The organism is Thermococcus sp. CX2 (assembly GCF_012027555.1).
Taxonomy (GTDB): Archaea; Methanobacteriota_B; Thermococci; order Thermococcales; family Thermococcaceae; genus Thermococcus.
This window is the reverse complement of record NZ_SNUQ01000007.1, coordinates 16849-42461: the sequence shown is the minus strand read 5'-3', so window position 1 is coordinate 42461 and position 25613 is coordinate 16849. Positions and strand designations below refer to the sequence as shown.

Sequence of the window (25613 nt, the reverse complement as noted above, 5' to 3'; positions counted from 1 at the left end):
GTTTCGACCCCGGAAGTTAAGCCCGCCAGCGATCCCGGGTGTACTGCCCTCCGAGAGGGGGCGGGAAACCGGGGACGCCGCCGGCCACTATTCACATGCCCGGGTGGTGTAGCCAGGCCCATCATACGGGACTGTCACTCCCGTGACTCGGGTTCAAATCCCGACCCGGGCGCCATCCCAAGTTTCTAAGCATCAAATTCTGTGGCAGTCGGTACTGGGTTTGAAACCTAAGCTCGCCGGGGTAAAGTTTTTAAGATGTCCCCCTGTTATCCCATCGGGATGGGCCGGTAGCTCAGCCTGGTTAGAGCGCGGGGCTTTTAACCCCGTGGCCGCGGGTTCGAATCCCGTCCGGCCCGCCATCAGCCCTTTCTGACAAAAGCGCCGCTTTCACTTCGTTCAGGCGCCCTTGACGGATAGCAGAAAGTTTTTGAATGCTTTATATGACTGAGTTTTGAGAGAGCGTTCATTAATTGTTGGTTATGTTTTTGTGGGTTCCTTGTTTGACTGTTCATCCCCTGCTGGTTCGGAGTTAAGATGACGCCCGTAGGGCGTCAGTTTTGGAGGAACTCTTTCAATAGTCCTTTCAATGAGGACCCCAAAATAAACCTGTAGCTTAACTAGGAATGCGACGTTAAAGACCAACTTTATAACAGTTGACTAATTTTGGCCAAACTTTGCCTTTGCGAAGTTTGTGAGGAGCGAAAACTACTTAAACATTTTTGGGCAACCTAACGCGGTGAGGACGTTGGAGATAAGCAAGAGGGAAGAGGAATACCTCGAGACCATGTACATCCTCCACAAGAACAAGGGTGTTATACGCGTCAAGGACATCGCTAAAATGATGAGGGTCAAGCCCCCAAGCGTCGTCGATGCCCTCAAAAAGCTCAGCGAGAAGGGTCTGGTCGAATATGAGAAGTACGACAGGATTCTTCTGACCGAGAAGGGCAAAGAAGTTGCCGAACAGACCTATTCAAAGCATCTCCTCCTGACCAAGTTCTTCATAGACATCCTCGGCATACCCCCTGAGATAGCGGAGCACGACGCCTGCCAGTTCGAGCACTATGTGAGCGAGATAACCGTGCAGAGGATAAGGGAGTTCGCCCAGTTCATACAGGAGCAGTGCCCGTACGTGCTCAAGCAGTTCATTAAAGAAAAGCTGGCAGAGAATGAGGCTCTTGAGTGATTCTTCTGCGTACTTTTCAAAAAATATTGTGTGGGGATTAGATGACCCCACCGAGGTATGCGAAGTAGGCTATGAACACCAGGGCGAGGACGTACATAAGCGGGTGGATCTCCTTCCAGCGGCCGCTGAAGACCTTGAGCAGTGTGTAGCTTATGAAGCCCATTCCTATGCCGTCCGCTATTGAGTAGGTGTAGGGTATAGTTATGAGCACGAGGAACGCTGGGATTGCCTCTGTTGGGTCGCTGAAGTCAACCTCCTTTATGGCGCTGAGCATGTAGTAACCCACTATGACCAGCGCTGGAGCGGTGGCGAAGGCTGGAATGGCCTGGGCCAGCGGGGCAATGAAGAGGCCTATGGCTAAGAACAGGAAGCCCGTAACCAGGGCAGTCATTCCAGTTCTGCCGCCTTCTTCTATTCCCGCTGCACTCTCGATGTAGGTTGTAACAGTTGAGGTTCCGAGGACCGCACCAACAGTTGTGCCGACGGCATCGGTGAGAAGTATCTTTTCTGCATCGGGTATCTTTCCGTCTCTGGTTATGAAGCCAGCTTTGGCGCTCAGGCCAGTCACCGTTCCGAGGGTATCAAAGAAGTCCACCATGAAGAAGGCAAAGATCACGCCGAGGGCACCAACGTTGAGCAGTCCCTGGAGGTCCATCTTCATGAAGGTGTAGCTTATGTCCGGGGTTGAGAAAATCTGGTCCGGCCACGGCGCGGCTCCAGTAATCCAGCCGAGGATGCTGGTGGTTATGATGGAGATGAGCAGAGCGCCCTTGATGCGGCGAGCAATAAGAACCGCGGTGAGGAATAGGCCGAAGAAGAACAGCAGGATCTGCTTGCTCGCCAGTGCGGTGGCGTTCAGGCCTGTGAATTTGAGCACCCCATCCTGGACGAAAGCTGTGAGAAGTCCGACGTCGTTGAGGCCTATGAGCGTAAGGAAGAGGCCTATTCCAGCACCAACGGCGTACTTCTGGCTGAGTGGGATGGCGTGGATGATCGCGCTCCTAACTTTCGTGACGCTCAGGATGATGAAGATTATGCCCTCGACGAAGACGGCAGCTAAAGCCACCTTCCAGTCGTAGCCCATGCCCAAAACAACGCTGTAGGCGAAGTAAGCGTTGAGGCCCATTCCTGGGGCCAAGGCGAAAGGCTTCTTGGCGTAGAGGCCCATGAGAATCGTCGCAAAGCCAGCAGCTAAAGCCGTGACGGCGACGAGGGAGTCGAAGGCCTCCTTACCCATGGCATCGCTGAGGATCGCTGGATTAACGAAGAGGATGTAGGCCATGGTCATGAAGGTCGTAACGCCCGCCAATATCTCAGTCCTCATGTCTGTGCCGTACTTATCAAACTCAAAGTACCTCTCGAACCATCCCATGAGCGCACCCCCTTGATTAGCTGATTTTTGCTAATAATTTAGTTTTTTAAAGCTTTTTTTGACAAAAATTTGTAAATAAGAAGTGCAGCTTTTTACTCTGGGGGACTCTAGAAGGATACCAAAAAGAGGGTTCATTCGAGAATAGAAAACGAGCGAACCTCCAAATCGACCCTTTCTGGCAGGTCTTCCACCGAGAATGGAAGCTCGTCAAGGAAGCGCTCGGCCAAGATAAGCTCGTCTCCGATTTTAAGCCTGAGCCTTATCCTCCCTGGAAGGAGTTCGTAGTCCACTACCTCCGCCATCTCCCCGGGCTTCACGTAAACGCTCTCCGGCCTGAAAAAGACCCGGACCTTTCCATCTCTTCCAACATCGAAGCAGAAGCCATCGATGCAGGCCTTCCCGTCCTTGGCCTTCAGCTCAAGGATGTTGCTCAGCCCCAGAAAGCGCGCCACGAACTCGGTCTTGGGCCTGTAGTAAAGCTCCAGCGGCTTTCCAACCTGCTCCACGTGGCCGACGTTCATGACGGCTATCCGGTCGCTTATCGCCATTGCCTCCTCCTGGTCGTGGGTGACGTAGATGGTCGTTATCCCAAGCTCACGCTGGATTCTCTTGATCTCCCCCCTCAGGCGTTCCCTTATCTTTGCGTCGAGGTTGCTGAGTGGTTCATCGAGGAGGAGAACCTCTGGCTCTATGACCAGCGCCCTTGCCAAAGCCACGCGCTGCTGCTGACCGCCGCTTAGCTGCTCCGGATAGCGGTTTTCGAGTCCTTCCAAGCCTACAAGCTCAAGGGCCCACCTAACCTTCCTCTCGATTTCATTCCTTGGAAGTCTCTTCATCTCCAAGCCAAAAGCGATGTTATCGAAGACCGTCAGGTGGGGAAACAGCGCGTAATCCTGGAAGACTATGCCTATGTTCCTCTCGTAAGGCGGCAGCTCGTTCACGACATTCCCATCGAAGAGTATCTCTCCCTTATCCGGCTTTTCGAAGCCCGCTATCATCCTCAACGTGGTCGTCTTTCCACAGCCGCTCGGCCCCAGGAGCGTGAGAAACTCCCCATCCTTTGCCTCGAGGTAACCAATCTCCAGCCTGAAGTTTTCCCAAGCTTTGATGATATTCTTCAGTTCAACTCTCACCATATTTCCTCACCTACCCTCTCTATCACTATGAAGCTCGCTGTCGAGATGGCCATCAGGAGAACCGACAGGGCGGAAGCCGAGCCGAACTGCCTCGCTCCAAGGAAGCGGTATATTGCCACCGTCATAGTGGTGTATTCCGGTGCCGCCAGCATGTAGGTCGCTCCAAGCTCGGCTATGCTTATTGCGAATGCAAATATCGAGCCAACGATTATCCCGCCAAGGGCGAGGGGCAGCTCCACCTTCAGGAAAGCCTTCCACTCCTTGGCCCCGAGGCTCATCGCGGCCTCCCAGAGGTTGGGCCTTATCTTCTTGAGGGACGTCGAAACGGCGCGGAGAACAAAGGGGTAAGCTATGACGGTGTGCGCCGCTATGATGAGGTATGCTGTGTAGTACAGCTCAGTATTGTGGAAGACCCTGATGTATCCCAGTCCGAGGGTTATTGCAGAGCTCGCCAGCGGAAGCATCACGAGGACGTCGAAGAGTCTCTTCCCGCGGAAGTTCCAGCGGTGGAGGGCGTATGCGATAGGAAGGGCGATGACAACCGACAGCGCCACCGTGGAAAAGCCGAAGAGGAGGGAGTTCCTTATGGCATCGAGAGTCGTTGCACCGAACATCGGGTTGAACTCCGCCGAGAATATTCTCCTGTACCACTCCAGGCTCCACTCGCCATTGAACTGGAGCGAGTCGTAGATAACAGCTATTAGGGGGGCGATGATCAGGAGCAGGACGAGGATGGAGTAGAGCCCGATGAGAAGGCCCTTAACGCTGAGGATGTCCTTTTTCGTGAACTTTCTCGGCTTCTGGAGAATCCTTTGCTCCTCGCGCTTCGCGTAGGCGTCGAGGCTTTTCAGGTAGAAGTACATGAAGAGCATGCTGAGGGCTATCTGGATTATGGCCAGTGCCGACCCGGTCTTGAAGTCGAGGAGCACCATTATTGACGTGAAGATGTCCACCTCTATGGTGGCGTACTGGTAGCCACCGAGGATGAGGGGTATGGAGAAGCTCAGGAAGCAGAAAACGAATGTGAGCATGGCAGAGGCAAAGATAGCGGGGGAAATCAGCGGAAGGGTGACCCTCCAGAAGAGCCTCCAGCCTTTGGCCCCGAGGGCCATGGCCATCTCTTCGTAGTGGGGATTAACGCGCTGCCACAGTGATGAGACCATCCTGATAACTATGGGGAAGTTGTAGAAGGCGTGGGCGAGAAGTATGGCCTTCCACGAGTAAAGGATTCCCAAGTCCCTGCCTATGAGTTGGGTTATGAAGCCGCTCTTTCCGAAGAGGAGGATGTAACCCAGGGCCACCATGACGCTCGGCATGACGAAGGGAACCGTTAAGACGGCCTTCAGCAGGCCCTTTCCGGGGAAGTCATATTTGGCGAAGATGTACGCCCCAGGGAGGCCGAGGATGAGGGTGAGGAGCGTGGAGGCAACGGCCTGAGCTATCGTGAAGAGTATGACCCGTCTGTGGTATGCGTTCGAAAGAACGGAGGCTATATATTTGAGCGTCGGGCCGTTGTCCCACAGGCCCGTCTTTATTATGCTGATTAGGGGAACGTAGAAGAAGAACACGAGGAAGGCTATAGGAATCAGCACTGCGAGCTTCGAGAGCCTCATGCTCACAACTCGGTTTTGGCCGTTTATAAGCTTTGATTGGACAAAGTTGTTAAACTCCTCACGAGAATCTTTACGGGGTGGTACCATGAAGGCTCCCGAGCTGGGGATAAAGATTGGCTCCTACGCTCACGGGAAGAGGAACTCCATTGCCGATTTGGGCGTTAGGGTCGGTCACGTCACAATAATCGAGGGGGAGGACATCAGGACGGGCGTTACCGTGCTCCTGCCGCCTGTGAAGAACCCCTACGAGGAGAAGCTCTTCGCGGCGACCTTCGTCATGAACGGCTACTCGAAGCCCATAGGCTTCATCCAGGTGGACGAGCTGGGCTACATCGAGACACCGATAGCCCTGACCAATACGCTGAGCGTTTACACTGTGGCTGATGCTCTCATAGACCTCTGGGCCGAGGAGAATCCCAAGGCCATCTCGGTTAATCCAGTCGTTATGGAGTGCAACGATGGCTACCTAAACGACATCAAGAGGCGCGCCGTGAGGAAGGAGCATGTCTTCGAGGCGGTAAAGAGGGCATCCCTAGACTTCGAGGAAGGTTCCGTCGGAGCGGGCACTGGAATGAGCGCCTTCGAGTTCAAGGGCGGAATAGGCTCGTCATCGAGGGTCGTTGAGATAGGGAACGAGGAATACACCGTTGCTGCCCTGGTTCTCAGCAATTTCGGCAAGAGAGAGGACTTAACCATCGCTGGCGTTCCCGTTGGGCTTGAGCTGAGAGATTACCCTGGAAGGGGCCTCTCGCTCGGCGGGAGCATATCGATGGTTATCGCGACAGATGCTCCGCTAACGTCGAGGCAGCTTGGAAGACTCGCCAGGAGGGCAGTGGTCGGTCTCGCCAGAACCGGCGGCTACGCATACAACGGCAGTGGTGATATCGTTCTGGCATTCTCGACGGCACAGACGGTTCCGCGCGGAAAGGAGACTCATGCGATAGGCTTCCTTCCGGACGACGCTTTGAGCCGGCTCTTCGTTGGGGCGGCGGAGGCAACCGAGGAAGCGATAATCAACTCCCTCCTTCAGGCGAAAACGACGGCGGGGAGAAACGGCCACGTGAGGTACGCACTGCCAAAGGAAGAGGTCCTTGAGATAATGGAGAGATACGGAAGGCTTGAAAGGGCTAAATCTTGATTTCCTCGTACTTTTTCTTCATAAGGATTGCATCCTCTTCGATATTCGGACTCTCGCTTATCACGACGCCCTTGACGCGGAACTCCTTTAGAACTCTGAGCAAATCCTCCCACTTCATGTCGCTCTTCTGGAGCGGGAGGTGGTGCCTCTCGCCCCTCTCCGTGTAGGTTATACCGCTCATGTGGATGTGCATGTTGTCGAGGGCTTCCCTGCCTAAGCGGTCCTCGATGAAGCTCAGCATCTCGTGCCACTCATCTATTGAGTTGCACTTTCCTGCGTTCCTCGCGTGGGCGTGGGCGAAGTCTATCGTCGGGAGAACCGTCTCGAGCTCCTCGCTCAACTTGACTATCTCCTTCAAATCTCCGAACTGGGTGGGCTTTCCTGTAAGCTCTGGCCTGAGCCAGACTCTAACTCCTTTGTCCATCAGCTCGCGCTCTACGTCTTTCAGCTCGTTTTTAATGCGCTCGTAGACCCTTTCGGGGTGTTGCTTGAGGTAGTAGCCAGCGTGAAAAACAACGCTCCAGCCGCCAGCATCGTAGAGCCTCTCTGCACTCTGGATTATCCTCCTTTTGCTTGCCTCGATCTTGGCCTTCTCGCTCGCGTTGAGGTTGATGTAGTAAGGCGCGTGGGCCGTCAGAAGGACGTCGTGCTTCTTGGCGACGTACTTTATCTTCTTCGCCAGCTCGGGCTTGAGATTGATCCCGCGGACGAATTCGAGCTCCATAGCGTCTAAACCAAGGTTTCTCACATGGATTATGCCGTCTATCGTTGAGCGCTTTGGAGTGGAGAGCGGTATTCCGGCTGTTCCGAAGCGCAACTTGTTCACCCTGAACATTCTCACCACCCAAAGAGAATTAGGGGAACCTAACTTATAAGCCTACCGTTCGATTTTTTCGCCTAGTATCTCCTCGAGCCGCTTAATGCTCTTCTCCAGCTCCTTCTCGAGGTGCTCTAGCTGACGCTTTAGCTTTCTTATCTCCGACTCCTTTTCCTCAATTAACCTCTCGAGCTCCCAGATTTCCTTTTCCTTCGAGCTGGCCTGATCGAGTATTTCGTCCTTCTTTTCCTCCAGCTCTCTGAGGAGACGTCTTTCCTCTGCTATTGCCTCAGCCCTCCCCTTGAGGTTCTCAATCAGCCACTGAGCGGTTTTCTTGTGTTTACCCTCCAATCGCGGGTAAATCCTCTGGAGAAGTGAGATGAACTCGTCTGGCTTTTTCAGGGCGTAGGAGCTGTCCCCCACGAAATTGGAAGCTATCTCCTCGTGGAGCCTCATCCTCTTTATCGGCTTCTGGAGCTTGGAAGCCTTTGATCTTACCTCCAGCTCCTCACTTCTGACTTTCGATGAGAGTTCTTTGATGTGTTTCTCGAGCTCATCAAGACCATGCTCCCTGTGGAATTCTTCAAGCTCCTTCTTTTTCTCTTCAACTTTTTCTCTGAGCTCGTCCCGTTCTCTCTCGGCGAGCTCTATCTTCCTTCTCGTCTCCCTCTCGTTCTCGATAAGCTCCTCTATGTTCAGCTCCCCGAGGCTCTTTTTTGACACCTCTTCGTAATACCTCACGTAGTCCTCGTTCAGCTCCTTGAGGAGGCGGTTGATGGCGTAAACGTCCTTCTCGAATATCAGAAGGAGGTACTTTCCGTGCCCCACGTGGAGCTTCGCCAGATCCGGAAGCCTCTTTCCGAGGTCGTCCATTGTCTCAAGGCTCTCGAGGGCACGCCTGAGGGAGATAACATAGTTCTTTTTCTCCGCCGTGACGATTTTCTTAATCCTGTCATCGACGTCCTTGGGCACCTCTTTTCTTTCGAGGGCATCTATTCTCTTTAGAATCTCCCTGACCTTCTTTTCCAAGCGCGTATTGTACTTTTTTTCGACTTTCTCGACTTCTCTCTCTGCCTTCTTTCTACGTTTTTCATATTCCCTAAGTGCCTGCTCCAGCTTCAACTCTCTCCCATCCCCTTACTTTTCCCCTAAGGTAGATTCCAACGAGAACGGCAATCCCAACGTCAATGACGGCCAATATGAGCTTCGTGAAGACCTCTATGTCGGATATCGTCAGTATCGCCATCGCGTACCTCGTCGTCAGGTCAATGGTGACCCACAAGGCCGGCATTATGAGTAGTGTTGAGATGTAGTACCAGATGTGGTAGTCCCTCCTCAAGTAAGCCTGGATAACGCGGCCCATTATCATGACTGAGACTCCGAGGATAAGCGAGGAGTTGAGGGCGTTTAGGTAAATGAGAGTTGCCAGTAGCGATGTGCCTGGCCAGCCCCCTATCAGCTCCTTTGAGTACTCCTCCAGGCTTAGATAAGCGTTTATGGCCCCGCCGCTTATAATAAGCAGGCCCGCGATTACCGAGATCACGAATATAAACTGCCTCGCTAGAGTTTCCCTGACGTTGAGCCTAAAGCCCTTTGTGAAGAAGTATCCTCCAATGAAAAGGAGGATCGTCCCGGTGACCGTTGCGGAGACTATCTTGATGCTCTCGGGATACCAAACCGAGATGAGTCTGGAGATGCCGTACAGGAGAAGTATCATTCCGGGTATCCCGAGGACTACCTTGGCCACCTCGGGGTCGCTAAGTATCTCCCTCAAATATCTGTATATGATGTAGTAGGTCGTCTCGATTCCCTCGCTCTGCTTGATGACGACCCTGTGGGAGCTTATTATGGGTACCTTTGAGGTTATAATAGGGAAGATCTGCTCGTCTTCGGCACCATCAGTTACCGTTATGACTCCATCGGCCTGGAACCTTTCGAGAACCTCGTCCAGCTGTCTGCTCAGCTCCAGGTCGCTCTTAACGCCGACTTTGGGGTGGCCGGTTATAAGCGCGACCTCAACTTCCTCGAACTCGTCACCCCCATTGAGCTCGTCATAGAGCTTGACAGCGGCGTAGACAACGTTGGCGTCACTGTCCTCTGGATCGGCCAGGCTGAGCTTTAAGGCCGCATCTATGCAGGCGTCTCTCCCGATGACCGGGCCCTCTACACCGGCCTTCTGTCCAAAATCGTCATCCCTATCTATCGCCAAAATCAGAGCCCTAATATCAACCACCCCTTGCCTTCTCGAGGACTGATTTCACCTTATCCTCCATGTGAACATGCTTATCCCTTCTGTCATCGATTCTCACCATTGTTGAAACCCTATCTGCCCCGAGCTTGAACATGAGCTCGTGGGCTTCTCCGATTATATCGAAAGCCTCCTTCACGGTCGGAACTTCGATGATAGTTGCCATCGGTGTCAGTTGATACTTAACACCTTTCTTATCTAAAAGCTTTACCACCGCGGCCACGTATCTGCTCAGGCTCTTCTCACCAAGGGGTACTATCACGAATTCCACGATGACCATCTTCGACACCTGGCTAAGTTTAATTCGGCAATTTTTTAAACTTTGCGGGAAAGCTAAATAACCTCTAATGCCTACGTTCTACAGGGGTGGGATGATGTACAAAATAAAGGATGAGTGGGGAGAGTTTCTGGTCAGGCTCGCGAGGAGGGCCATTGAGGAGTACGTGAGGCACGGGAAGACTATAAAGCCTCCTGAAGACACTCCAGAAGAGCTCTGGGAGAAAATGGGAGTCTTTGTTACCCTCAACCGCCACAACGTCCCGCTGCAGGCGGCGCTGAGGGGATGCATAGGCTTTCCATTGCCGATTTATCCCCTAGTGGAGGCGACGATAAAAGCGGCCATCTACGCTGCCGTCGATGACCCACGCTTTCCGCCAGTCGGGCCGGAAGAACTTGATGAGCTTACAGTGGAGGTCAGCGTCCTAACTCCGCCCGAGCCCATAGAAGGCCCGCCAGAGGAGAGGCCGAGGGAGATAAAGGTGGGCCAGGACGGCCTGATAATCGAGAAGGGGATACATTCAGGCCTTCTCCTTCCGCAGGTGCCTGTAGAGTGGGGCTGGGATGAGGAGGAGTTTTTAGCTCAGACCTGCTGGAAGGCTGGATTGCCCCCCGACTGCTGGCTCGACGAGGACACCAAAGTCTACCGCTTCACAGCAGAGATATTCGAGGAGGAGTACCCGAGGGGGCCCGTGAGGAGGAAGCCACTGTAAGTTGGATTTCTCTATGTTTAGGTCTCTATTTTAAGTTCTTCATCGTGACTGTTGACAATATTTAAATAATTGTATTTCAAATATCAATATGGGTGAGCTTATGTCTAGACCAAGAAAAATGACCATATTTTTTACAATCCTTTTGATTGTTGGGAGCCTTATTTCTCTAGGCTCTGTTGCGGCCACTTATGGGAGTGTTATCACCCGGGATGCTGCGGATGAGGCCATCGCTATCCTGAATTCTGAATTCCACGGTTCGCTCATCAGTGCCCAGTTTACTGGGGTGGAGGAGCAGATTCTCATAGCCAAAAAGCCGATCCTCGGCTTTCCGATTGAGGGTGACTCGTATGTGATACTCAGCTCGGGAGATGCAAGGTACGTGGTAACAGGGAATGAAACCTACGATGTTGAGAGCGTTGGGGGAGTTTCCATAGCGGGGGGACAGCCTGCTACGGGTCAGGATATCTATGACGTCGCAAAACTGACGATAACCCTGAGAGTCCCATATGGTGCAAAGGTCCTCTCGTTCAAGTGGAGGATGGTCACGGACGATTACCCAGATTACAACGACTTCTTCTACGCCTACGTTGTCTTTCCCGATGGGACAAAGAAAATCGCCGCCACCCTTCCCAACGGCACTATACCCTACATCACTGCCATTGATCCCTATCTCACCCCCATCAACGGTGAGGACGGTGTTGTCTTAGAGGACATGAGTCCAATCTACACCGCCAGTGTGGACGTCTCCCAGTATCAGGGTGAGCAGATAACCCTTGTCCTTGAGGTGGGCGATGCAGATGATGATATAGTAGACACCGCAGTGCTCATAGACGACTTAAAGTTCGATGTTCCCGTCACTTTCATATACACCAGGATGATGGCCATAATGCGGATCTGGACGATGTACTTCCTCAACTTCCACGACGAGTTCGATGAGGTCTACGCCAACGCAACTGCCTTAGGCGTTGACAATGAAACGCTCGCATTAGCTATGGAGATGCACCAGAACGCGACCCAGATGATGCTGGACGCTTGGCACACTGACAACCTCAACGACATCAAGCTCCGCGCTTGGGGATGGATACCCACGTTCCCGAAGATGCATCTGGTAAGAAAGGCCTACCTAGTGGAAAGAGACGCCGTCCACATGCTCCAGGAGGCTATAAAGTCCATCCAGGGCTCTTAGCCCTGTTCTCTTCTTAATTTTGCAATGAAGAAGCTGTTGCAGTCGTGCCTGTGCGTCCACGCTCTGAAGACTTTCTCCCCTATCTCAAGGAAGCCCCTATCGCCCCAGCTGAAGGGATAGTCGATAAGCTCAAGCCCGACCCGGTTTATCGCGAAGAGAACATTTTCCTCGTCCTCGTCAACCCTTATAGAGCACGTCGAATACGTCATCTCGCCGCCGTCTCTCAGGTTCTCATAGGCGTTCCTCAGCATGTTCCTCTGGACGTTTATGATGCGCTTTATCTTCTTCTCGTCGAAGCGCCACTTGACTTCCGGGAACTGCCTGTAGGTTCCCGAGCTTGAACAGGGGGCGTCGAGGATTATTTTATCAAACTTCTCCTTATCCCTAAAGCTCTGGCCGTCCGCGTGGACGAGCTTAACGTTTTTGATTCCGAGCAATTTCATCTTCTCCTTCATGCGCATGAGCCTGTCGTAGGAGTAGTCAACCGCTACAATCTCCCCTTTGTTCTCCATCAGCGCCGCTGCGTGGAAGGTCTTGCTCCCCGGTGCCGCCGCCAGGTCGAGAACCCTCTCCCCCGGCTCGGGAGCTAAAACGTGGGCGACGTAGGCACTCGCCAAATCCTGAATTACGAACTTACCCTCTTTGTACCAGTTGAGCCTTGTGACAGGCGTTTTATACTCAAGAATCTTGAGCACGTCGGGAAGGGGCGTTAAGGCAGTTCTCACGCCGTTCTCTTCGAGATAATCCCTCAGGGAATCAACGTCAGTCTTGAGAGTGTTAGCTCTGACGTAATAACGCTGCGCCTTGTTGTTGCTGAGGAGCAGGCGAACGGCCTCCTCGTAGCCGAAGAGCTCGACTGCGTACTCCACATACCACCTAGGGTGCGAGAAGCGGACGGAGAGCCACTCGATTCTATCTCTCTCTTTGAGCCTCTTTAGGGCCCTCTCGACGTCGAACTTCTCTATCTCGTGCATCAGCGCGTTAACGAACTTGGCGCGGGAAAAATCAAAGCGCTCCTTGACGACGCGGATTATAGAGTCGGTGGCTATTGCCGGGGGAACCTTTCTGAAGTGGATTTCAAAAGTGCCTATGCGGAGGAGATTAGCCAGATAGGGGTCGAGGTCTTCGATCTTTGAACCTTTGAGCACGGAATTGATTATGAAGTCAATTTTGGCCCTCCACTTCTCGATTTCAAAGACGTATGCGTGAGCTAAGCCGCGCGCCTTCTCGCGGTCTTTACCGGCGACCTTCTTAAAGACCCTCTCAAGGGCGTGCTTTGAGGACAGCTCGCGCTCCTCAACGAGCATGAGGGCGTCGGCCACCACTTCCTGAAAGCTCACCCTGTAAAACAGCTCCATGCTCGGGCCTTCGCAGGGAAGTTTAAAAAGTTGTCTGGTTCGGTGAAGTTTATTAGCTTTGGAGTGGATTATCCTTCAGGTGTTGGTTATGATCCTTGACGTCGACTACATCACAGAGGACGGAAAGCCTGTCATCAGAATCTTCAAGAAAGAGAAGGGAGAGTTTAAAATCGAGTACGACAGAGACTTCGAGCCTTACATCTATGTGCTCCTCAAGGACGATTCTGCCATCGAGGAGGTCAAGAAGATAACCGCGGAGCGCCACGGAAAGGTTGTCAAGGTCAAGCGTGCCAAGAAGGTGAAGAAGAAGTTCCTCGGTCGACCTGTTGAGGTCTGGAAGCTCTACTTCGAGCACCCGCAGGATGTCCCGGCCATAAGGGATGAGATAAGGAAGCATCCCGCTGTGGTGGACATCTATGAGTATGACATCCCCTTCGCCAAGCGCTACCTCATAGACAAGGGCCTCGTCCCCATGGAGGGCGATGAAGAACTGAAGATGCTCGCCTTTGACATCGAGACGCTCTACCACGAGGGCGACGAGTTCGGGAGCGGGCCCATACTCATGATAAGCTACGCGGATGAGAACGAGGCGAGGGTTATAACCTGGAAAAAGATCGACCTGCCCTACGTTGATGTCGTCTCAACCGAGAAGGAGATGATAAAGCGCTTTTTGAGGGTTGTTAAGGAGAAGGATCCTGATGTTCTCATTACCTACAACGGCGACAACTTTGACTTTGCTTACCTGAAAAAACGCTGCGAGAAGCTTGGGATAAGCTTCACCCTCGGGCGGGACGGAAGCGAGCCGAAGATACACCGCATGGGCGACCGCTTCGCCGTGGAGGTTAAGGGGAGGATTCACTTTGACCTCTATCCTGTCATAAGGCGCACCATCAACCTGCCGACCTACACCCTTGAGGTTGTTTATGAGGCGGTCTTTGGCAAACCCAAGGAGAAGGTATACGCGGAGGAGATAACCCTGGCCTGGGAGAGCGACGAGGGGCTCGAGCGTGTTGCGCGCTACTCTATGGAAGATGCAAAGGCAACCTATGAGCTCGGAAGGGAGTTCTTCCCGATGGAGGCCCAGCTTTCGAGGCTGATAGGCCAGAGCCTCTGGGATGTGTCGCGTTCAAGCACGGGCAACCTGGTTGAATGGTTCCTGCTGAGGGCGGCCTACGAGAGGAACGAGCTGGCTCCAAACAAGCCCGATGAGAGGGAGCTCATTAGAAGAAGGAACAGCTACGCTGGCGGCTACGTCAAGGAGCCAGAGAGGGGGCTGTGGGAGAACATAGTCTACCTCGACTTCCGCTCTCTGTACCCCTCCATCATCATCACCCACAACGTTTCACCCGACACCCTCAACAAGGAGGGCTGTAAGGAGTACGACACTGCCCCTGAGGTTGGACACAGGTTCTGCAAGGATTTCCCAGGCTTCATACCGAGTCTTCTCGGAGCTCTTCTCGAGGAGAGGCAGGCCATAAAGAGGCGCATGAAGGCTTCAGTTGATCCTGTGGAGAGGAGAATGCTCGATTACAGGCAGAAGGCAATTAAGATTCTGGCGAACAGCTATTACGGCTACTACGGCTACGCAAGGGCCCGCTGGTACTGCAAGGAGTGCGCCGAGAGCATCACCGCCTGGGGTAGGAGCTACATCGAGATGACGATAAGGGAGATAGAGGAGAAGTTCGGCTTTAAAGTGCTCTACGCTGACACGGACGGCCTTTTTGCCACGATTCCAGGAAAAGATGCCGAAACCGTCAAGAAAAAAGCCAAGGAGTTCCTCAAGTACATAAACGCCAAGCTGCCCGGCCTCCTGGAGCTTGAGTACGAGGGCTTCTATAAGAGGGGCTTCTTCGTCACCAAGAAGAAATACGCGCTCATCGATGACGATGGCAAGATAATAACGAGGGGCCTCGAGATAGTGAGGCGTGACTGGAGCGAGATAGCCAAGGAGACCCAGGCGAGGGTTCTTGAGACACTCCTTAGGAACGGTAACGTTGAGGGGGCAGTTAAGATAGTTAAAGAAGTAACCGAAAAGCTGAGCAAGTACGAGGTGCCCTCGGAGAAGCTCGTCATCCACGAGCAGATAACGCGCGAGCTGAAGGACTACAAGGCAACCGGCCCGCACGTAGCGATAGCCAAGCGCCTCGCTGCGAGGGGGATAAAAGTCCGCCCCGGCACGATAATAAGCTACATCGTGCTTAAAGGCTCTGGAAGGATAGGCGACAGGGCCATACCCTTCGACGAGTTCGACCCAGCAAGGCACAAGTACGACGCTGACTACTACATCGAGAACCAGGTTCTCCCGGCTGTGATGAGGATTTTGGAGGCGTTCGGCTACCGTAAGGAGGACCTGAGATATCAGAAGACAAAGCAGGTCGGCCTTGGGGCGTGGTTGAAGCCGAAGAAATGAGTTCTGGGATTCGTGTTTCCTGTCTATTATTTCAACCGAATGGCCCTTTCTTCCTTTGCCCTGTTTCTCCAGCTCTTTGACTTCCATGATGTTTCACTGTATCAACCCAAATGCGTTGATTTGGTGGATAAGACTGTTAAAAAAGCCAATTTAACCTCCCAACTCCTCCAGCACCTCCAGGATTCCCTCAACATCCGGCACCTCAAAGCCCCTCTCATGGATTTTCTTCACTTCCTCTGCCTCGGGATTAATCCAGACCGCCCACATTCCAGCGTTCAGCGCGCCTTTGAAGTCCTCCGTGTAGGTATCCCCTACGTGTATCGCTTCACTCGGCTCAACTCCGAAGGCCCTAAGGGGCTTTTCGAACATCTCGGGCATTGGCTTGTACGCCAGAACCTCATCCGAGAAGAAGGTTCTGTCTATGAACTCCATTAGCCCAAAGCGCTCCAGCAGGAACCTCGTGTATGAGCCCGGCCAGAACATCACGTTGCCGAGGACAACGGTCTTCAAGCCTTTCTTCTTCACGCCTTTGAGGGCATCTTTGGCCCCAGGCAGGACTATCTCATCGTCAACTTTCAGAACGGCCCTCGCGGCTGCCCTCCTTACGACCTCGACCTCTGTTCCGAGGAGCTCCGCCAGAAGTTCCTGGCTCTCCTCTAAGGCCCTCTGTGGATTTCCCCTCTGTTCCGCGCGAATCAGCTTTATTCTTTCCCTCGTGAGGAGCATCCCTTCAGCCACATCGATTATACAGGCGCCCATTAGCTTCGAGAGCTCCACTGCCATCGCGTCAAACATGACGTTTATGTCCAGCAAGGTGTTCCAGACGTCAAATGAGACGAGCTTCATACGTATCACCGACGCCAGGTTGATGGTTGGAAATAAAAATTCAACGGTTCTTGCCTGAGAGGGTGAAAAGCCCTTCCATAAGCCCCGCCTCCCTCAGGACGGCCTTGAGGTTTCTGAAGCGGGAGCGCATGACAAAGAGCTCGTAAAAGCCTTCCAGGTTGCCCCAGTGTCCGTAGGCCGAGAGGGCCAGATACATGACCTCTTTGGGCTTTAGCGTCCTTCCCAGGCTCTCGTTTAGGGTTCTTAATGCCGGTCTGATTCTCTCCAGAAGTCCCTCCCGCGCTATGAGGTGGAGCATTAAATCTTCAACGGTGGGCTTCTTCCACTCGATTAGCTCGTCCTCGAAGGGGAGGCCTATGATTAGGGGAATCACCTCTGTCTTCCCAACCCTAAAACCTGCGGCCGTTTTTTCCGGATGGAACCGGGAGAGCTTCCCGGTTATCGAGGCCATCGCACTCTCTCTGTTGTCATCAACATCTATGGCGACTCCTATTTTGTCAACACTGAATTCAAAGACTTCCATCGCTCTGATAAAGTTGCCCAGGTTTCGGATGACTCCCGAGTTGCCCTCGCTCGGAATCACTGCCAAAAAGCCATTTTCGTTTCTCAACAGCTCGAAGTTCTCGCGCTCGAAGACCCTCTCAATGAATTTTAGATTCGCTGGAACTTCTCTGCTCTCCTTGAACTCGTACAGCTTCTTAAAAACGGCCTTGAAGAACTTCGCGTCGGTTTTGCCCTCGACGAAAAGGACGCTCGCCCGGGAGGGTTCTCCGGTAAAGCCACCCCGGAGATCGAAGTCGAGGTATTTCCTCAGCTCATAGGCCTCCCTTGTGGTTAGGGTCTTTCCAGTGTCGGAGTAAATAAGGAAATGTCCCTCGCCCTTGAACCTGCTGAGTATCAGGTCCATGAGCTCGAGGCTCGCTGTTACCACGGTCTCCTCGCCTGTGAGCGATCCAGCAATCTCAACGAGCTCTCTTCTATTCTTCCCATACTCCGGGAAAATCAGTGCGTTCTCATCCGCAAAGGCTTCAAACCTCTTTCCAGTGACGATTTTCATTCACTTCACCATGTCAACAGTTATCGCTCCGATGACTGCAAAGGTGCTTATAAGTATGGTCGCGTTGAGGTACTGCTCCGTTGTAAAGTCGGCTATCCCGTTGATGCCGTAGAGGTATATCAGCCCGGCGGAAATCAGATACGCTATCAGGGTCACCGTGAGAAGTCTTTTTGGGACGTGGAAGAGCTCTTCCTTTTTGAGGTTACCTATCCGGGACTTCGCAATGAAGAGATACGCAACGGCCAGGGTCATGATGAGGATTACCAGGGAGCGCTCCACGGATATGTCCTTGGCGATTTCCCAAAGTTCGCCAGTGAAGAGGAATGGAAGGGCGAAGGTTACCGCTCCGATGATCTCCTGGGCTATGTCGTCCCACCCGAGCCTGTCGGGTGCCTTCTTTTCTTCGACCTCCCTGCGGAGCTCCTCAAGGCTGGTGTATATCTCGTCGAGCTTATCTTCCATTTCCTTTCCCCTTTCGCCCGTTGGTAAGTGCTCAGGTCGGGGTTTCATCATCCCGTCAGCATTGGATTCACTCATCATCGCAGGAGTATTCTTCTCGGGAAAAGTTATAAACCTTGAGATTCACTTTAATTCGGTGACGAACAATGAAAAAGGCTTTAGCAATGTTTGTGAGCCTTGCGATTCTGAGCTCACTTTTCATGCCAGTTCAGGGAGCCGTTGCGGGCATTAACTCCGCTAATTCCGTAATAGTTCTTCCCACAACCAAGATAGTGAACGGCGTGCCGCTCCACATCGGTGAAGATGCGATAACCGGCTCGAGGCTTGGGGCTTTTCTGGTTCTCAATGGCATATCTCAGGGAACTTACACCGCCACCGTTTCTGTCCCGGTTGAGTATCACAGTGTTATAATTCCCGATAACAACCAGACATACAAGCTCAATCCCATTGACATGCCCGACGTTGGGATAAACGTCAGTGACCAGCCGGTTGGTCATGCGGTTGTCGTTCAGGTCAACTTCTCTCGGGTTAGTTTCAACTCTACCAAGGGGATGGTGGAGTTCCTCGACAGGAGCATCGAAATAATATTCAACGAGAACACCACCCCCCTTGACATTGGAGGAGACTACAAGGTCGTCCCAACGACCGTGGACGGCAGGGACACTATGTACTTCTACTTTTACACAGAGGCCGATTCGGAATCCAAAGGCCTTGGAGATTCTATCATCGTTGGGGGATGGAAGATAAAAATGCTGGATATAAATCTCGACGTTTCCAAGATGCTCATCGAACTGACCTACCCCAGCGGCCTCATCAAGACCAAAACGATGACTGAGGACAAGTACTACGTTATGTACGTCGATGCCAACGGTGCGGAGGATTTCGAGGAGTACGATACCTATCCATCGGCCAGAATAAACGAGCTTCTCGAAGCTGGGGCAAGGAACGTCTTCCTCTTCACCCCGACGGACTTCTTTGTGGGGATAAACAACGTGCAGATGGTTACCTACGACTACTGGTACTACGAGAAGGTCAAGCAGTACTCGGACGGCGAGGTCTACAAGGGACAGTGGGTGTGGGATATAGACCCGGCCAACGGGCTCTACACCCTGTACCTCCACGTGAACGAGAGCCTCGCGAGCTTCCCGAGGGTCTTTATTGGGGAGGGAGATTCTATAAAGCTGCCCACTGACTGGGGTCTTGAACTAACGGCCGTTTTCACGAGGGATGAGAACGGCGCCATAACCGGGGTTGAAGGCTACCGCTTTGTCCGCGTTGCCACCGTTACCCGGACGATCTCAATAACCGCCCCGAAGGTTGAAGCGACTGGGAACGTCTACGACTTCATCATCGAGGACACCGACCTTACAAGCCTGCCATCGGACAAGAACGTCATCATCATCGGTGGATGGGTTAGCAACAAGGCTTGGATTTTACTCGAGGATGTCTACGGTAAGGCGGCTATTGACGCCATCAAGGCCGAGATAGAGCAGAATGGTTACGTGATAAAGGAGCTGGACAACCCGGAGAATCCTCAGTACAAGGTGATAATACTCGCCGGAAAGACCTATGAAGAAACTAGACTTGCTGTGGAAAAGTTCATGGAAGAAAATTAACATCTTATTTTACCCCGTTTCTCTAATTTTACCATCTTTTATTTGAGCCCGGAAATCGTCATATTTTTCGATTTAAACGCTGAGTAATGCTTCTTTTAATTAATAAGTTTTTCGGTAGTGCGTGGGGTAAGTTTATATACTCAAACCTTCATCTAAACGTTCATGTCGCTGCAGAATTACAGGGGCTTTAGCAGGGACGCTTGGCTGCTCGTCGCGTATTCGTTCATATCCTGGTTGGGTGGCAACATAGCGTGGTTCATATTCCCCTTCTACCTCAAATCGCTCGGTTTCAATTACGCCGACATAGGTATCGTCTTCTCGCTCTCGACGCTGGCCCAGGCGAGCGTTCTACTGTTTTCGGGGCCACTGGGGGCGAGGATAGGATATAAGAAGGCCGTTCTCCTTGGTGTCTCACTAATGTTCCTGGGGAGAGCCTTTCAGGTCTTCTACCCGACGATTGCAATGCTCACGTTAGGTGGAGTACTCATAGGAATCGGCCTCGCCTTTGAGAGCCCCTCCTACATGGCCCTGCTGAGTGGTGAGGTGAGTGATGAAAAGAGGCACTACCTCTTCAGCCTTTCCTCCGCGATGGGAACCATTGGTTCCGCAGTCGGTCTCCTCTTAGCTGGCTTCCTGTCAAGGTACATGAGTTATCGAGAGGTCTTTGCCCTCGTGCTCTTTATAATCCCGATAAGGTTCCTGCTCGTGCTCTTCGTAAAGTCCGTGTTGGCGAACACCGAGAAGAGGCTCGACCTCAACAGGAAACTGCTCCTTAAAATCGGCCGCTTTGCATTGCCAAGTGCCCTCATCGGCCTTGGTGCGGGTGTTACCATCCCATACATGGGTCTCTATTTCAACCAGCGCTTTGGCACTAGCTTGGAAAGCATCGGCTGGCTCTTTGCCCTCCAGCAGTTCATAATGGGCATTGGAATGTTCGTCCTTCCAATGATAGCCGACAGGCTCGGCAGCGTTAAGACCATAGTTTCCTTCAACGGGAGCGCCAGCTTCCTGATAGCGGTCATGCCCTTCTCCCCAACCTTCCCCATAGCGGCGGTCATCTACACAGTGAGGACAATCCTCATGAACATAGTCAACCCGATATGGAACTCCTTCATGATGGGCTTCTTCTCCAAGGAGGAGCGCTCAACGGTGATGGCACTCAACAACCTCTCTTGGACGGCAACCTTCGGGCTGGGGCAGTATATCGGCGGTATGATCTTCGACTTCTCCCTCACCTGGCCATTCCTGATAACGGCCCTCCTCTACGCACTCTCCATGGCGGTCTTCTGGGGATTCTTTCATGGGGCAGAGACAAAAGGTTATAAGTCTCCATCGGCCTAAGGGGGACGTAGTGAGAAAACTTCTGGAGAGTGCGAGCCATGGTCGTTAGAGACTGTCCCGAGTGTCACGGAACGGGTAAAGTCAAGGTCGGCGAGAAGGAGTGTGAGGTGTGCAACGGCTGGGGCTACGTTCCGGCTGATTTTAAGCTCGACAAGCAGCTCAAAGGCTACAGGAATTTGGATTACCTCGGTGTTGATGATGAGGTCGATGAGATTCCCTGTCCAGAGTGTCATGGTAAGGGCGTCGTTCCCGTCTACGACACCTGCCCCACCTGTGGCGGAACTGGAAGGGTTCTCGCCTGCGACATCTGCGGAAAAGTGAAGGAGCCCTGGGAGCCTGGCATGGAAACTACCTGGGTCTGTCCAGACTGTATGAGGAAGTACAAGGTCGTCTACATCCTCGACAAGACCTGCGACTACGAAGATGTTGAGGTCGGCAACGTCTATAAGGGAACCATCGACAGGGTGGAGCGCTTCGGAGTCTTTGTCAAGCTCAATCCCCATGTAACGGGCCTCATCAAGAGGAAAGACCTCCTCGGCGGCAGGGATTACGTTCCGGGTCAGGAGATACTCGTTCAGGTTCTCGATGTGAGGCCTGACAAGCGCGAGGTTGACCTCATAGAGTCGGCCCTCAAGCACTACAAGGAGGTCGTCGTTAGAAAAGAGCTTCCGGTTACGCCGATCGGTGAACTCAGGAAGGACATGGCCGGGAAAACCGTGAGGATACGCGGTAGGGTCACTCAGATACAGGTCACCGGCGGCCCGACGGTCTTCACGATAACCGACGGAACGGGCATAACATGGGCGGCCGCCTTTGAGGCACCGGGCGTTAGGGCCTATCCTAACATAAACGTCGGCGACATCGTTGAGATAATCGGAAAGATAGCCTTCCACTCCGGCGAGATACAGATAGAAGTCAGCGACATGGCCCGCCTCTGGGGTCCGGAAGCAGCTGCGGTAAAGAAGAAAATCGAGGAGGAGCTTGACAGGAAGGCCCAGCCCGAGGACGTTGGCTTCCTCGTGGAGAGCGAGGTTCTGGAGAAGCTCAAGCCAAAGATAATGAAGGCCGCCTTCATGATAAGGCGTGCCATCTACGAGGGAAGGCCGATACTGCTGAGGCACCACGCCGATGCCGACGGCTATACCTCTGGTCTGGCGCTCGAATATGCAATAGTCCCGCTCATCGAGGAAGTTTCCCCGGACCCCGGCGCGAGGTGGAAGCTCTTCAAGCGCAGACCGAGCAGAGCACCGTTCTACGAGCTTGAGGATGTCCTCAAGGACATAATCTTCATGGTCGAGGACCACGAGAAGTTCGGCGATCCATTACCGCTCGTCGTTATAGTGGACAACGGCGGAACGAGCGAGGACATTCCTGCCTACAAGCGCATCAAGGCCTACGGCGTTCCGATAGTCGTCATCGACCACCACGACCCGAGGGAGTGGATAAGCGAGGACAAAGCCGCCGTCGATGAGTACGTCGACGTCCACGTCAACCCCCACCACATCAAGCGCGGCTACTACGAACTGACCGCCGGAATGCTGGCAACTGAAGTGGCCCGCTACATAAACCCGGCAGTGGAGGACAAGATAAAGCACCTGCCAGCCATAGCCGGAACCGGCGACAGGAGTAAAGCACCGGAGTTCTACCAGTACCTTGAGATCGCCAAGAAGGCGAAGGGTCTAACCGAGGAGGATCTCAAGAAGATAGCCGAGGTTATAGACCACGAGGCCTACTTCTGGAAGTTCATGGACGGGCACGGCATAATTGACGAGATACTCCTCCTGACGGGCAACCTGCAGAGGCACAGGATGCTTATCGACGCAATTTATCCAGAGGTCAAGGAGAAGCAGGAGAAGGCCCTTAGGGCTTCACTGCCGCACGTTAAGAGCGTCGTCCTGCCGAACGGCATAAGGTTCAACACCATAGACATAGAGCTCTATGCACCGAAGTTCAGCTACCCGAGTCCCGGCAAGCTGAGCGGCCTGATCCACGACCACTTCAAGGAGAAGTACGGCGAAGACAGCCCGATACTAACCTTGGCCTACGGCCCAGACTTCGCGGTGGTGAGGGCTTCAGACGGCATGGCGGCCTACAACTTCGACCTCAACGAGATAATACCCAAGCTCCAGGAGGCCCTCCCGAGCGCTGGCATCGAGGGCGGCGGCCACGGCTACGCCGGCTCAATAAAGTTCTTCGAGGGTATGCGCAAGGAAGTGCTTGAGGAGTTCGCCAAGCAGGTGCTCAAGCTGAAGAAGAGCTCTTGACCCTTTTCCCAACCTTTTTAAAGGTGAAAGCTGAAGGTTTTTATGGTACAAGTTTTTGGAGGAGTCCGAATGAAGGTTAAGGTTGAGGTTACTTTTAGAATGGGCGGCGTTTCTTACCGCGGCCACAGATGGGAGGATGACGTTCTCGTCTTCGAGTTCGAGAGGCTGGGGGATGCCTTTATCCAGGTTCTAAGCAAGAGAGTTGTGGAGGATGAAGTTGAGCGCGAGCCCGCTAAGGTCCTCGTGGAGCTCCGCACGAAGGAAGGGGGCAAGATCTTCGGGACCGTTGAGAGGAACGGGGCTTACTACGCGGAGGAACCGTGAGCCTTAGGTTTTTATACTTCCGACCGAACTCCCTACGGTGGTGCCCATGTACATGGCGGAGTTCAAGCTTCGCTTTGGAGATAGGAAATGGTACGTCAGGAGGATAATCGAGGCTAACTCACTTGAAGAGGCCGAGGAGATGGCCGAGCGCTACGCCAAGGCCATGAACAAAGGTGAAGTCCTCTGGGAGCTAAGCTACGTTATAGAGGCTGAGAGGCCTCTACTCATAGGAAAGGAAGAGCTTGAGAAGCTCGGTGCCTAATTCCCTTTTCTTCTCTGAGCGTCACGATTCGTAAAATAGGAAAGGGGAGTCATTCCCTCACGAAAACCATCAGCCCCATCGCCAGCATGTTCATCAGCGCCGCGAAGGTGAACGAGTAGGTCAGTGAATAGCTCTGCCAGAGCCAGCCCGCTATGACGGACGCTGGGAAGACGAAAACTCCGAAGACGGTGTGGTATGCTCCTATTACCGTGCCCTTCTCGAATTCCTTCGCTAAGTCGGCCATGTAGGCCCTCGGGATAGTGTCCTCAATGGCTATGTAGAGGCCGTAGAGGACGAAGGCCGCTATGAGCGTGTATATGTCCCTGGCGTAGGCGAAGGTGAGGGAAGCGAGTGCTGCCAGGCCAAACCCGATGGTTATCATCTTCTTCTTTCCGAATGTGTCCGAGTAAGCCCCGAGAGGATAGGCTGATAGGGCGTAGATTAGGTTGAAGAGCGCGTAAAAGCCCAGTCCCTGAACGACGGAGAAGCCGAGCTCTTCCGCCTTCCAGAGGGTGAAGGCGTAGCTGTACCTCCCGAGCGCGCCGATGGCAACCACAAGCAGGAAAAGGCGCAGGTTCTTGGATTTGAGGGCCGATATTCCCTTTATCTTCCTTTTTACGTCCCCTCCCTTGTCCTTTACAAGGAGAACCACGATGACCACGCCGATTATTCCCGGGACTGCCGAGAGCAGGAAAACGTAGCGGTAGGCGGTCTCCATTGGGATGTCTTTCAGCAGTTTGAGGATGGCTATCGCCGTGAGCGGTCCGGCCACCGCTCCAAGGGTGTCCATCATCCTGTGGAAGCCGAAGGACTTGCCCGTCTTTCCCTTCTCGCTCGATTCAGCTATCAGTGCGTCCCTCGGGGCGGTCCTTATCCCCTTCCCAACCCTGTCGAGAATCCTGAGCGTTATGAACTCCCACCAGGAGTGAACGAAGGCGAGCGCTGCCTTCGCTATGGTTGAGAAGAGGTAGCCGAAGGCCACGAAGAGCTTCCTTTTTCTAAAGCGGTCGCTGAAGTAGCCGAAGAGCACCTTGAAGAGCGAGCTGAGGCTCTCTATCAACCCCATAATTGAACCGCTCGCGGCCTTGCCTATTCCGAGCACATCCGTTAGATAGGTGGGCACAACGGGGGCTATCATCTCGCTGCTCATGTCGTTGAGGAAACTGACAATCCCGAGCAGGAAGACGTTCCAGCTCACTCCCAGAATTTTCTGTTCTTTCTTCTCCATCCCTCATTCCTCCAGCAGCTCTCGGCAGAGCTCTCTAACCCTTGCCTTACCTTCCTCCAGTGCTTTTCTTCCAAGATCGGTTATTTCATAGACCCTGACGCGCCTCCCTTCCCTGACCTCCCAGCGGCTCTTTAAGAGTCCGCTTTTTTCCATGCTGTGCAGGAGTGGGTATATCGTGCCCGGACTGATGTGATAGCCATGTCTTTTGAGCTCTTCCATCATGAAAGAACCGGTTATCGGCCCCCTTTCTGCGTGGTGGAGGACGTGCAGAGTCAGGAAGTCGCGGTACTTCATATCGAACACCGATATCGAAATCCGATATTGGGATTTAAAAAATTTTGGTCACTCGAGGACGTGCTTCTCAAGGACGTAGCAGTGGAAGGTTCCCTCAAAGACCTTCTCGTTCTTCTCGTTGAACACTTCGGCTTTCACCAGCTTCTTTCTACCCAGGTCTTCCTCAACCTTCGCCTTTGCGAGTAGTCTTTCGCCTGCCTTGACCGGCTTGAGGAACTTTACCTCTGCCTTTCCAAGGACGACGGTCGGCTCGTTCACCGCCAACATAGCGGCGTAATCGGCAAGCCCGAAGGTGAAGCCTCCGTGAACGAGGCCGTACTCATCGACGGCCATCTCTTCCGTCGTCTCAAGAACCACCTCAGCGTAGCCGTCTTCAATCTTCATGGGCTTTCCAACGAGCCTTTCAGAGGTTAGCCTGTGAGTTCTCTGCTCCATAACCACCACCGCTTTTTCTACTCTCTAAGAGCTTAAA

At 53.2% G+C, this 25613-nt stretch carries 24 protein-coding genes and 2 tRNA genes; 12 read left to right on the top strand and 14 right to left on the bottom strand.

Annotated elements, in window-relative coordinates:
• Nucleotides 1-97: 97 nt before the first annotated feature.
• The 3 genes from E3E23_RS09720 to E3E23_RS09710 all read left to right on the top strand — a co-directional run bounded on the left by E3E23_RS09720 (nucleotide 98) and on the right by E3E23_RS09710 (nucleotide 1183).
• Nucleotides 98-175: transfer RNA gene (locus tag E3E23_RS09720), tRNA-Asp, on the top strand.
• A gap of 106 nt (nucleotides 176-281) precedes the next feature.
• A tRNA-Lys gene (locus tag E3E23_RS09715) sits at nucleotides 282-359 on the top strand.
• Nucleotides 360-745: 386 nt separating this feature from the next.
• Nucleotides 746-1183 carry a metal-dependent transcriptional regulator gene (locus E3E23_RS09710; protein WP_068665734.1) on the top strand — a complete coding sequence of 146 codons (438 nt, stop codon included), beginning with the start codon at nucleotides 746-748 and terminating at the stop codon, nucleotides 1181-1183.
• Between the two features lie 37 nt (nucleotides 1184-1220).
• On the opposite strand, the gene E3E23_RS09705 is transcribed toward E3E23_RS09710, so the two are convergent.
• The 3 genes from E3E23_RS09705 to E3E23_RS09695 all read right to left on the bottom strand — a co-directional run bounded on the left by E3E23_RS09705 (nucleotide 1221) and on the right by E3E23_RS09695 (nucleotide 5304).
• Nucleotides 1221-2555 carry an NCS2 family permease gene (locus E3E23_RS09705; RefSeq protein WP_167908348.1) on the bottom strand — a complete coding sequence of 445 codons (1335 nt, stop codon included), beginning with the start codon at nucleotides 2553-2555 and terminating at the stop codon, nucleotides 1221-1223.
• 131 nt (nucleotides 2556-2686) lie between these two features.
• A complete protein-coding gene (locus tag E3E23_RS09700) occupies nucleotides 2687-3691 on the bottom strand; it encodes an ABC transporter ATP-binding protein (protein ID WP_167908346.1) in 1005 nt (334 codons plus the stop codon).
• Entirely contained in the window at nucleotides 3685-5304 is a 1620-nt protein-coding gene (locus tag E3E23_RS09695; RefSeq protein WP_167908344.1) for an iron ABC transporter permease, read from the bottom strand. Before E3E23_RS09695 ends, E3E23_RS09700 begins: the two co-directional genes overlap by 7 nt.
• Nucleotides 5305-5389: 85 nt before the next feature.
• Between E3E23_RS09695 and E3E23_RS09690 the strand changes: the two genes are divergently transcribed.
• Nucleotides 5390-6442, top strand: a complete 1053-nt coding sequence (locus tag E3E23_RS09690) for a P1 family peptidase (protein WP_167908342.1) — start codon at nucleotides 5390-5392, stop codon at nucleotides 6440-6442.
• Here E3E23_RS09690 and E3E23_RS09685 read toward each other — a convergent pair.
• The 4 genes from E3E23_RS09685 to E3E23_RS09670 are packed head-to-tail and all read right to left on the bottom strand — an operon-like array spanning nucleotide 6432 to nucleotide 9787.
• On the bottom strand, nucleotides 6432-7277 hold the full coding sequence (locus E3E23_RS09685; protein ID WP_167908361.1) for a deoxyribonuclease IV: 846 nt from the start codon (nucleotides 7275-7277) through the stop codon (nucleotides 6432-6434). The genes E3E23_RS09690 and E3E23_RS09685 overlap by 11 nt on opposite strands.
• 42 nt (nucleotides 7278-7319) lie before the next feature.
• Complete coding sequence (locus E3E23_RS09680) at nucleotides 7320-8381, bottom strand: hypothetical protein (protein WP_167908340.1); 1062 nt, start codon at nucleotides 8379-8381, stop codon at nucleotides 7320-7322.
• Nucleotides 8359-9492 (bottom strand): DUF373 family protein, encoded by a 1134-nt coding sequence (locus E3E23_RS09675; RefSeq protein WP_371807541.1) that lies wholly within the window; start codon nucleotides 9490-9492, stop codon nucleotides 8359-8361. The genes E3E23_RS09680 and E3E23_RS09675 overlap by 23 nt, the downstream gene beginning before the upstream one ends.
• A complete protein-coding gene (locus E3E23_RS09670) occupies nucleotides 9485-9787 on the bottom strand; it encodes an MTH1187 family thiamine-binding protein (RefSeq protein ID WP_167908357.1) in 303 nt (100 codons plus the stop codon). Before E3E23_RS09670 ends, E3E23_RS09675 begins: the two co-directional genes overlap by 8 nt.
• A 94-nt stretch (nucleotides 9788-9881) precedes the next feature.
• Between E3E23_RS09670 and E3E23_RS09665 the strand changes: the two genes are divergently transcribed.
• Together E3E23_RS09665 and E3E23_RS09660 are read left to right on the top strand one after the other, a co-directional pair.
• Nucleotides 9882-10496: a TIGR00296 family protein gene (locus tag E3E23_RS09665; protein WP_167908338.1), complete on the top strand. Its 615-nt coding sequence runs from the start codon at nucleotides 9882-9884 to the stop codon at nucleotides 10494-10496.
• Nucleotides 10497-10596: 100 nt separating this feature from the next.
• Complete coding sequence (locus tag E3E23_RS09660) at nucleotides 10597-11682, top strand: hypothetical protein (protein ID WP_167908336.1); 1086 nt, start codon at nucleotides 10597-10599, stop codon at nucleotides 11680-11682.
• On the opposite strand, the gene E3E23_RS09655 is transcribed toward E3E23_RS09660, so the two are convergent.
• Nucleotides 11679-13040 (bottom strand): RsmB/NOP family class I SAM-dependent RNA methyltransferase, encoded by a 1362-nt coding sequence (locus E3E23_RS09655; protein WP_167908334.1) that lies wholly within the window; start codon nucleotides 13038-13040, stop codon nucleotides 11679-11681. The genes E3E23_RS09660 and E3E23_RS09655 overlap by 4 nt on opposite strands.
• A gap of 88 nt (nucleotides 13041-13128) precedes the next feature.
• Here E3E23_RS09655 and E3E23_RS09650 point away from each other — a divergent pair, with 88 nt between their 5' ends.
• Nucleotides 13129-15450: a DNA polymerase gene (locus E3E23_RS09650; protein WP_167908355.1), complete on the top strand. Its 2322-nt coding sequence runs from the start codon at nucleotides 13129-13131 to the stop codon at nucleotides 15448-15450.
• 150 nt (nucleotides 15451-15600) lie between these two features.
• On the opposite strand, the gene E3E23_RS09645 is transcribed toward E3E23_RS09650, so the two are convergent.
• Genes E3E23_RS09645 through E3E23_RS09635 form a run of 3 tightly spaced genes read right to left on the bottom strand, consistent with a single transcriptional unit; the run spans nucleotide 15601 to nucleotide 17815 of the window.
• Nucleotides 15601-16296: an HAD family hydrolase gene (locus E3E23_RS09645; RefSeq protein WP_167908332.1), complete on the bottom strand. Its 696-nt coding sequence runs from the start codon at nucleotides 16294-16296 to the stop codon at nucleotides 15601-15603.
• A 40-nt stretch (nucleotides 16297-16336) separates the two neighbouring features.
• On the bottom strand, nucleotides 16337-17353 hold the full coding sequence (locus tag E3E23_RS09640; protein WP_167908330.1) for a DUF3226 domain-containing protein: 1017 nt from the start codon (nucleotides 17351-17353) through the stop codon (nucleotides 16337-16339).
• Nucleotides 17354-17815 carry a DUF2391 family protein gene (locus tag E3E23_RS09635; RefSeq protein WP_240920793.1) on the bottom strand — a complete coding sequence of 154 codons (462 nt, stop codon included), beginning with the start codon at nucleotides 17813-17815 and terminating at the stop codon, nucleotides 17354-17356.
• Between the two features lie 143 nt (nucleotides 17816-17958).
• On the opposite strand from E3E23_RS09635, the gene E3E23_RS09630 reads away from it, so the two are divergent.
• The 5 genes from E3E23_RS09630 (at nucleotide 17959) to E3E23_RS09610 (ending at nucleotide 23619) form a co-directional block, all read left to right on the top strand.
• Nucleotides 17959-19428 carry an S-layer protein gene (locus tag E3E23_RS09630; protein ID WP_167908326.1) on the top strand — a complete coding sequence of 490 codons (1470 nt, stop codon included), beginning with the start codon at nucleotides 17959-17961 and terminating at the stop codon, nucleotides 19426-19428.
• 162 nt (nucleotides 19429-19590) lie between these two features.
• Entirely contained in the window at nucleotides 19591-20769 is a 1179-nt protein-coding gene (locus tag E3E23_RS09625) for an MFS transporter (RefSeq protein WP_167908324.1), read from the top strand.
• A 38-nt stretch (nucleotides 20770-20807) separates the two neighbouring features.
• The gene (locus tag E3E23_RS09620; RefSeq protein WP_167908322.1) at nucleotides 20808-23033 is read left to right on the top strand and encodes a DHH family phosphoesterase; all 2226 of its coding nucleotides are present in this window, start codon (nucleotides 20808-20810) and stop codon (nucleotides 23031-23033) included.
• 69 nt (nucleotides 23034-23102) lie between these two features.
• The gene (locus E3E23_RS09615) at nucleotides 23103-23357 is read left to right on the top strand and encodes a hypothetical protein (RefSeq protein ID WP_167908321.1); all 255 of its coding nucleotides are present in this window, start codon (nucleotides 23103-23105) and stop codon (nucleotides 23355-23357) included.
• A 46-nt stretch (nucleotides 23358-23403) separates the two neighbouring features.
• Nucleotides 23404-23619, top strand: coding sequence for a hypothetical protein (locus tag E3E23_RS09610; RefSeq protein ID WP_167731026.1), 216 nt, complete (start codon nucleotides 23404-23406; stop codon nucleotides 23617-23619).
• A 49-nt stretch (nucleotides 23620-23668) separates the two neighbouring features.
• On the opposite strand, the gene E3E23_RS09605 is transcribed toward E3E23_RS09610, so the two are convergent.
• The 3 genes from E3E23_RS09605 to E3E23_RS09595 are packed head-to-tail and all read right to left on the bottom strand — an operon-like array spanning nucleotide 23669 to nucleotide 25576.
• A complete protein-coding gene (locus tag E3E23_RS09605) occupies nucleotides 23669-24847 on the bottom strand; it encodes an MFS transporter (RefSeq protein WP_167908319.1) in 1179 nt (392 codons plus the stop codon).
• A gap of 3 nt (nucleotides 24848-24850) precedes the next feature.
• Nucleotides 24851-25141, bottom strand: a complete 291-nt coding sequence (locus E3E23_RS09600) for a PadR family transcriptional regulator (RefSeq protein WP_167908354.1) — start codon at nucleotides 25139-25141, stop codon at nucleotides 24851-24853.
• Between the two features lie 48 nt (nucleotides 25142-25189).
• A complete protein-coding gene (locus E3E23_RS09595; RefSeq protein WP_167908317.1) occupies nucleotides 25190-25576 on the bottom strand; it encodes a PaaI family thioesterase in 387 nt (128 codons plus the stop codon).
• Nucleotides 25577-25613 lie beyond the last annotated feature (37 nt).